The organism is Leptothoe sp. PORK10 BA2, assembly GCF_034932105.1.
Classification (GTDB): Bacteria; Cyanobacteriota; Cyanobacteriia; order Phormidesmidales; family Phormidesmidaceae; genus Leptothoe.
In genome coordinates this window covers 67,337-75,793 of sequence record NZ_JAYGIG010000013.1, presented here as the reverse complement: position 1 = coordinate 75,793, position 8,457 = coordinate 67,337, and the positions used below count along the sequence as shown (strand labels likewise).

The 8,457-nt window shown below is 51.1% G+C and carries 6 protein-coding genes; 3 read left to right on the top strand and 3 right to left on the bottom strand.

The window, feature by feature from the left end; all coding sequences use genetic code 11:
* Nucleotides 1-2,375 (top strand): COR domain-containing protein (locus VB741_RS05930; protein ID WP_323364230.1); only part of this gene is annotated, 2,375 nt, incomplete at its 5' end.
* Nucleotides 2,376-2,513: 138 nt separating this feature from the next.
* Here VB741_RS05930 and VB741_RS05925 read toward each other — a convergent pair.
* Nucleotides 2,514-3,431, bottom strand: coding sequence for a LysR family transcriptional regulator (locus tag VB741_RS05925; RefSeq protein ID WP_323364229.1), 918 nt, complete (start codon nucleotides 3,429-3,431; stop codon nucleotides 2,514-2,516).
* Between the two features lie 148 nt (nucleotides 3,432-3,579).
* Here VB741_RS05925 and VB741_RS05920 point away from each other — a divergent pair, with 148 nt between their 5' ends.
* Nucleotides 3,580-4,287 carry a pirin family protein gene (locus VB741_RS05920; RefSeq protein ID WP_323364228.1) on the top strand — a complete coding sequence of 236 codons (708 nt, stop codon included), beginning with the start codon at nucleotides 3,580-3,582 and terminating at the stop codon, nucleotides 4,285-4,287.
* A gap of 31 nt (nucleotides 4,288-4,318) precedes the next feature.
* Here VB741_RS05920 and VB741_RS05915 read toward each other — a convergent pair whose 3' ends face one another.
* Complete coding sequence (locus VB741_RS05915; protein WP_323364227.1) at nucleotides 4,319-6,592, bottom strand: glycosyltransferase; 2,274 nt, start codon at nucleotides 6,590-6,592, stop codon at nucleotides 4,319-4,321.
* Nucleotides 6,593-6,971: 379 nt separating this feature from the next.
* On the opposite strand from VB741_RS05915, the gene VB741_RS05910 reads away from it, so the two are divergent.
* On the top strand, nucleotides 6,972-7,676 hold the full coding sequence (locus VB741_RS05910) for a DUF4079 domain-containing protein (protein ID WP_323364226.1): 705 nt from the start codon (nucleotides 6,972-6,974) through the stop codon (nucleotides 7,674-7,676).
* A gap of 15 nt (nucleotides 7,677-7,691) precedes the next feature.
* Here the strand turns inward: VB741_RS05910 and VB741_RS05905 are convergent, their stop codons facing one another.
* Nucleotides 7,692-8,435, bottom strand: coding sequence for a DUF554 domain-containing protein (locus VB741_RS05905; protein ID WP_323364225.1), 744 nt, complete (start codon nucleotides 8,433-8,435; stop codon nucleotides 7,692-7,694).
* Nucleotides 8,436-8,457 lie beyond the last annotated feature (22 nt).

Genomic DNA, 8,457 nt, shown 5'->3' with positions numbered 1-8,457 from the left:
AGCTCTACCTCAGCTCGAACCAACTGAGCCAGCTACCCCCTGAAATTGTCCAACTCACCAGTCTCACTCAGCTCTACCTCAGCTCGAACCAACTGAGCCAGCTACCCCCTGAAATTGTCCAACTCACTAGCCTTCAGAGCTTGGATCTACGTGGAAACCCAATTCCTATTCCACCAGAGATTTTAGGCCCGAAAGAAAGTTGGAAAAACCCTGGCAGTTTACAAGAAATTCTTGACTACTATTTCCAGGTTCTCGATCCCGACGAGACCGAACCCCTATTCGAATCCAAGTTCATTATTGTCGGTGAAGGGGGAGCCGGTAAAACCACCTTAGCAAAAAAACTCCTCAATCCTGACTACAAGCTTGATTCCGAAGAAAAATCTACCGAAGGCATCGATGTCATCCGTTGGGAGTTTGAGCAAACTAACCCAACCCCCTTTCGTACAAACATCTGGGACTTTGGCGGCCAAGAAATCTACCATGCTACCCACCAGTTTTTCCTCACCAAACGTTCTCTCTACGCCCTAGTCGTCGATACTCGCCAGGACAACACAGACTTCTACTACTGGCTCAATATCGTCTCCCTCCTCAGCGATAGCAGTCCCGTCTTTATCATCAAAAATGAAAAACAAGACCGCCAGTGCGACGTCAACGAACGTACCCTGCGCGCCGAGTTCACTAATCTAGAAAAAGTATTCGCTACCAACCTAGAAGACAATCGCGGCTTAGCAGCTATTGCAGAAGCTATCCAAAAGCGTATTGTTAATCTGCCCCATGTGGGCACGCCCTTACCCAAAGTCTGGGTCCGTGTCCGCGCTGCCCTAGAAAACTACGCCAACAGCTGTAACTACATCACTATCGATCAATACCGAGACCTGTGCCGCACCAGCCAGCTCACCGACCAAAAGCGTCAAAACAGCCTCAGTAACTACCTCCACGACCTCGGTGTCATCCTCCATTTCCACGAAGACCCCATCCTCAAACACTACGTCATCCTCAAACCCCAGTGGGGCACCGCCGCCGTTTACGATGCCCTAGACACCCAAGCAATTCGTGAAAACTTTGGCCGCTTTACCCGCGATCAGCTCAACACAATCTGGGAAAAAGCCGAATATTCCGACATGCGTGACGAGCTACTCCAGCTCATGATGCGGTTTAAACTCTGCTACGAAATTCCCGGCTGTTCTAACCATTACATCGCCCCCCAGTTACTCTCCCCCGAACAGCCAGAATTCGCATGGGATAACAGTCGTAACCTCATCCTCCGCTACCGCTACGACTTCATGCCCAAGGGCATCCTCACCCGCCTCATCGTCGAACTCCACGAATTTATCGAAAACCAAATCCTCGTCTGGAAAACTGGCGTTGTTTTCACCAACGGCACCGCCCATGCCGAAGTCACCGAGAATTACCCCAAAAGCGAAATCCGTATCCGTGTTTCTGGCACTGACCAAAAACGCTGGCTCTCCGTCGTTACCCACGAACTCGAAAAAATCCACCGTTCCTACGAACGCCTGAGCTATGAAACCCTGATTCCCTGTAACTGCATCAGCTGTAAAGATAACCAAACTCCCCATGACTATCCCTATGAACGTCTACAGAATTTTCTCCGGGATGGTCAGTACCAAATTCAATGCCAAAAAAAGCCCTATGCCATGGTTGATGTGAGGCGATTGTTAGATGAGGTTCTCTATGAGCCACTCGATCTCAAACCAGGAGATGAATGGGCCAAACGACTCGATGGTGAAAATTACCAAGGCTTACCCATCCAAGATACATCCAGTATCCTTAATATTGCTCAAAAACAAATGTATCAACCTGTGAAAGAAGTCTTTATTTCCTATGCCTGGGGCGGTGATAGTGAAGAAATCACCAACAAAATAGACGAAATCCTAAAAGCTACAGACATTAACCTTATCCGCGACAAACGAGATCTCGGATTTAAAGGCCGTATCAAAGCCTTTATGCAAGAAATCGGCCAAGGTAACGCCGTCATTGTCATCATCAGCGACAAATATCTCAAATCTGAAAACTGCATGTTTGAGCTGGTAGAAATCGCAGCCAATGGCAGTTTCTATGACCGCATCTTTCCCATCGTCCTCCCCGACGCCCAAATCTATAAACCCATCAACCGTATCCGCTACATCCAACACTGGGAACAGGAAATCGCAGACCTGGAAGAAGCCATGAAAACCGTCAGCGCCGCCAACATGCAAGGCTTCCGAGAATCCATCGATCTCTACACCCGCATCCGCGCGACTATCGCCGACCTCACCGAAACCCTCAAAGACATGAACAGTCTTACCCCCGAGATTCATACCGAATCAGGCTTCACAGCACTCATCGACGCCATCAAACAACGCATCGAAAACTAGGTTCGACCCCGCTCACCTCGCCCAAACCCATACTGAGTTGCCAGATATACCTTTTGGGCCATTATCTTCCAGATATGTGTACACCGTAGCTTTAAGTGCAGGGTAAGCTCGCGCTGCTCAACCGCTACAAGCTTGACGCTACTCCCCGAAGCCAATAGTCCCCCCATCAGCCCTAAACCTCGTCCGCAAAAAATCAGTCAACACCTGCACCTTCGTCGACAAATGCCGATTAGTCGGATACATCACCCATAACGACACCGGCCGAGGCCAACAATCCAACCCAACCCCCTGCAACTCTCCCCGCTCCAAACTCTTCTCCACAATAAACCTAGGCAACAACACCAAACCCAACCCCCGAATCGCCGCATCCCTCAGCACCTCCCCATTGTTAGAACACATCGCCCCCTTAACCATCACCGTCCGCTCTTCCCCATCGGCATTAACCAACACCCACCCATGGCGACTAGCCAGCTCACCATAAGCCAAACAACTATGATGCTTCAAATCCTCAACCGTCTGCGGACACCCATACTCCCGTAAATAACCAGGAGCCGCACAAACTAAACACTCCCATTGAGCCAGCTCATGCACCACCAGCTGAGGCGATAACTGAGGCTCCGCTATCCGTAAAGTTAGGTCAAACCCCTCCGCCAACGGATCAATAAATCGATCCGCCAACGTTAGCTGCACCTGCACCCCAGGGTACTGCACCATAAAGTCCGCCAGCACCGGCCCCAAATGCATAGTCCCAAAAGTCATGGGAGCATTTATCCGCAATGGCCCAACGGGGGCCGATTGAGCCTGGGACACCGCCAACTCCGCCTCTGCCAAGTCTGCCAAAATAGCCAAACAGCGCCCATAAAAGGCAGTCCCCGTGGCCGTGGGCGTCACTTTTCGGGTACTACGCTGCAGCAGCTGCACCCCCAACTCCGCCTCTAAGGTAATCACCAACTTATTAACCGCTGAACGGGACATCCCCATCTGCCGGGCAGCGGCAGCAAAGCCATTAGCCTCCACCACCTGCACAAAGGCCCCCATGGCCACAAACTTATCCATACTCGCTGCGATGACGCTGACCCCAACATTGTCAACCAAAAATGGACAATATGTCCATAAAATTGATTATTGTCATCAAAAGAGATGGCATTCATAATGAAGTCATGGCATTCATGCCTGTCCACAATCCTCATGGGAGGCAAAACCGATGATCACCATTCGCTCTGCATCAGCCAGAGGTCATGCTAACTTTGGCTGGCTGGATAGTCGCCACACCTTCTCCTTTGGCAACTACTACGACCCAGCCCACATGGGTTTTGGCAATCTGCGCGTCATCAATGAAGACAACGTTGCCCCAGGCCAAGGGTTTCCCACCCACAGCCACCGGGACATGGAAATCATTTCCTACGTAATTGACGGTGCCCTAGAACATAAAGACAGCATTGGCAACGGCTCCATCATTCGTCCTGGAGATGTGCAGCGCATGTCCGCCGGTAGCGGCATCAGCCACAGCGAGTACAATGCCGCCCAAGATAGTCCCGTGCATTTTCTCCAGATTTGGGTACTACCAGAAAAGCAAGGCATTGAACCTGGCTATGAGCAAATTTACATTAGCCCTGAAGAGAAGCAAGGTAAGTTGCGCCTGGTGGGGTCCCAGGATGGTCGTGATGGATCTGTTACCATTCACCAGAATATCAATCTCTATGCAACCCAATTAACCCTGGGGGATCAGATTGACCATAAGCTAGAGGCTCATCGTTTGGCCTGGTTGCAAGTCGTGCAAGGCAGTCTGACGCTCAATGGACAGGCCCTTGGTCAGGGAGATGGAGCAGCCATTGCGGATGGGGAAAATCTAAGCATTCAAGGAACGTCAGGTAATGCTGAGTTTTTACTCTTTGATATGGCCGATGCGTAAGCTATTTAGCCATGGACGGTGTTGCTGAGCCTCATCCCTTTGACACGGCCATGGCTTTAACTTTGATATCTCCCGTTAGCACCCGTGGTCGAAACAGGGTTTTGACTAAAATCCATAGGGATTGGAGTTCTCCCGGTGTATTCCATCGCTGCCACTGACCGGGGCGACAGTACAACAACTCCACCAGTTTGCGGGTTTCGGCCAGGGTGACATCTTGGAACTGGACCGTCACACAGGGAAATTCGCCCTCATTACTGGCATGGGTGAGGAGTCCCCGCAGGTTAATTAACTCTTCGCTAATGGACAGCTGAATGGGACGGGTTTCCCCTGGAGCTAGTTGAGGTAGTCCTCGCTGGGTGAGGGTGATGTTGGCCCCAACTTCTGAAATGGCTGTGGTGGTACCCCACCAGATCCGGTCCGACATAGCGCTGGTGCGATCGCCAATTTGTAACCGCACCACTCGGCGCAGGTCAAACCAATCGTAGGGACTGGGACGGGGTACGTCCAACAGCACCAAAAGAGCTGTGCCAATCATCACCAAGTTGTACAAACTCCAAATCCAGCCAATGCCGAGCCCCCGGAGATGGGTGACCTCTTCGGGAGTAACTTCTAAGGCCCAGTTGCCTCGGGCCAAGCATTCGCCCAGGTTGAGCCAAATACTACAGGCGGTGAGGATAAACATCAGCACCAGAGGCCAGGCTAAACTCCAGTTAAAGCGAAACACTTGGCTGGATGTTCCCTTGGGGGTGACCTTAAACCCGGTACCAAAGGGCGATAGCATGGCTTGAACAACAGTGACGGCTAAGGGAAAGGCTAGCACCAGGGAATAAACATCGGAGAGAATGGCGGAGCGGGAATGGTGGTTGAGCCAGGAGAAAACCGTAATCTGTACAAAGTAATAGGGCAGGAAGAAATAGATGATTTCTTCGGGGGTGGAACGAATGGGAATAACGCCAAAGGCGTAGAACAGGGGGGCAATTAAGAAGATAATGCGGGAGATACTGGTAAACCAGTGGAGGATGCCCTCCAGGTGGCCCAATCGCTGGATAAATTTCAGCCCCGGAATGGTGAGGGGATTGGTTTCGATAAAGAAGGCCTGGAGGGTACCCCTGGCCCAACGTAGGCGTTGGATGGCGTGGGCAGTAATATTCTCTGCGGCTAAACCGGCGCTTAACTTCTCGTCTAGGTAAATAATTTTATGCCCCTGGGAGGCGAGGCGGATGGCGGTAAAGTAGTCTTCGCTCAGGGAGTCGGTGACAAACCCACCGCTGGTTTCTAGGGCACTGCGCCGGACGACAAATGAGGTGCCTGAGCATACTACGCTGCCAACCCCGTCTCGCATGGGTTGGATCTGGCGGTAGAAGACTTCTTCTTCGGGGGTGAGAATATCTTCTAGGCCCAGGTTGCGGGCAATGGGATCGGGGTTATAGAAACTTTGGGGGGTTTGGACCAGCCCCACGGTAGGGTCCTGGAAAAAACCGATGGTGCGGAGGAGGAAGTTGCGGGTGGGGACAAAGTCTGCGTCGAAGGAGGCGATTAGGTCGCTCTGGGTGGCTGCGATCGCACTGTTCAAACTGCCCGCTTTAGCATAGTCATTATTGGGTCGAGTGCGGTACTCACAGCCCAACCGCTGGGCTAACAGTCTGATTTCAGGCCGATGGGTGTCATCGAGCAGATAGATAGTTTTATCGGGATAGTCCATGGCCTGACAGCCAATGATCGTACGCCGCAAAATAAACTCAGGTTCATCGTAGGTGGGAATAAACACCGCCACCGATGGTAAAAACGTTTTGTCCATCACCGCCAGCTGCATCTGATCAGCCTGGATGTGTCGGTCCCGCACCCGCAGCAGCAGCAGTAGCTGCAGGATGCTCACCAGCAGCCCCAGCATTTCCATGGCAAATAGGACGGTGCTGGCAACGCCGTTGAGCAGATCGTTAAAGTTAAGGGTGGATAGACTGCGCCAGATAACGTAGCGCCCCACTAAGATGAGCAATACACTGATCACCAATGTCCGTGACCAGGGTTTAGGCTGGGGGGAAATGCGGGTAATGGCAACGGCACATAGAAACAGGGCCACCGTTGGAAAGAGCAGATAGTGGCTGGCCACCATGGGGGCCTGTAGCCACATGGGGGGCGACTGCTGGAGCAGATTGAGCTGGGCAAAAATCCGACTGATTTGTCCTTCGCCTGTAAACCAGGCAAAGGCGGTGGCTAGTGCGATCGCAACCACCGCCAACATCATGACCGTAGCATTAGGAATAGAAATTGGCTTTTGCAGTTGGGGCGTACTGATCTTAGCCATTGATTTTCCCGTAAATTATTACGCGTCAACATAGTTAAACCTATATTAAGTCAAAGACTTTAGGCTAATCCCATGCTTACCTTACACAGCTAAGCCAGTACTCAACTATTCAATAGATTGCATACCAGTCTGAAATTTTGCTGAGTTCTGGGTGAATTGTCGCCCTTAAGCTTTTCAGTCAGCTATCAGCGTTTATTCTGATTTTCATCATGCAGCGGGAGGGCCGTCCGTGTACAGTAGGGCTGTCATCTAATAAATTTAATAAATTAAGACCCATCTCTAGATGACAGCAGATGACAGCCACCTGAAAATCCAACCCTGACAATTACCCAGGCAGCATTCGATCGTTATCTAATAGACATTAAACCGAGAGAGGAAAATGAGCATCAACGATTGGCTTAGACTCATACACCCAATTCTAGCGGTGACGGTTGTATTTCCGTTAATTGGCATGGTGACCTACTTTGCTACCCAGACAAGACAGCGCCGACTGGCATTACAGGCACAGGAAAAATCAAAGATTCCCCCTGTAGTCGGCAAAGAACATGTCAATTTAGGCAAAATACTGACCAGTGCTGTAGTCGGGGTTTCCCTTGTGGGTTTAGCCCACCCCATTTTCAAAAACATCGTTAAACAGTCAGCAACCGATAGCCCAGTGCCCCAAGGTACGGTGATATTCATTGCGGTGATGTTTTTGTTCACCATCGGCACTCTAGTGTGTTTATATCGTTCCACAGCCCCACAAAAGCTTTGGCGTGGCCTATTTGCCGCCCTCTCAACGGCGGCCCTTTGGATTTTGGGCAGTCAAGATGGTGTGTATCGACGCACCCATGAATGGCAAGTTTCCCACTACTACTACGGCATGGTCGCCACAACGCTGATGATCATTTCCCTGGCGATTTTGCCCGAGATTTATCAGTCCAAGACGTGGCGTAAGGTGCACATTACCCTGAACTGTATTGCATTGCTGTTGTTTATCGGCCAGGGGATTACAGGGGCAAGAGATTTGTTGGAGATTCCCCTCAGCTGGCAGGAGCCCTTTGTGTTTGGCTGTGATTATGCCAATAAAACCTGTGGTGGTTAGGTAGATCGGTAACTACTAAGCGCTCAATACTTGGCCCAACATAAAAAACAGTGGTGTCAGCAACAGGGCAGGCAAAAATGACGCCACTCGAATTGTTGTCACCTGCAATAAATTCAACCCCAGACCCATAATGATCACCCCACCCACCCCCGTCACCAGCAAAATACTGGGGGATGCTGCCGGGTCACCAATACCACTAGCCAACAGTCCAGCAAATAACGATATTCCCCCCTGGTAAATGACCACCGGCAACACCGAAAACCCCACCCCCGCTCCATAGCTCCCGGTTAATGCAATCGATATCAGACCATCCATGGTCCCCTTGATCACCAAAATCGTATTGTCGCCGCTGAGGCCATTGTTGAGACTGCCCAAAATTGCCATGGGGCCAATGCAATACAGTAAACTGGCCGCCACAAACCCCTCAGTAAACCGACTCCCCCCACCAAAGCGAGCCTTTAACCCATCGCCCATCGCTGCCAATCGTTGTTCAATCTGCCACCATTCCCCCAACAGTCCTCCTGTGACCAACGCCACTATTCCCACAATTACCCCAGCAATCTGGCCAGCATTAATCTGAGTTAGGGGCTGCGCCATCTGCACCCCAATAAAAAGGGTGATTAACCCCATCACCTGGGTAATCACATCCTGCATTGTCCGAGGCAATCGTCCCCGCAGGATCAGCCCACCCCCTGTTCCCAGTAGCACCAGCGCCACATTAATCCAAGTTCCACTTGTCTTTGCCCACAGGCTCAGCATTATTTTTTTACTTTTTTCTTAG

What these genes read in the sequence shown, in the direction of transcription:
- VB741_RS05925 (WP_323364229.1), bottom strand. Translation starts at nt 3,431, where the DNA reads ATGGATAAGTTTGTGGCCATGGGGGCCTTTGTGCAGGTGGTGGAGGCT.
- VB741_RS05920 (WP_323364228.1), top strand. Translation starts at nt 3,580, where the DNA reads ATGATCACCATTCGCTCTGCATCAGCCAGAGGTCATGCTAACTTTGGC.
- VB741_RS05915 (WP_323364227.1), bottom strand. Translation starts at nt 6,592, where the DNA reads ATGGCTAAGATCAGTACGCCCCAACTGCAAAAGCCAATTTCTATTCCT.
- VB741_RS05910 (WP_323364226.1), top strand. Translation starts at nt 6,972, where the DNA reads ATGAGCATCAACGATTGGCTTAGACTCATACACCCAATTCTAGCGGTG.
- VB741_RS05905 (WP_323364225.1), bottom strand. Translation starts at nt 8,435, where the DNA reads ATGCTGAGCCTGTGGGCAAAGACAAGTGGAACTTGGATTAATGTGGCG.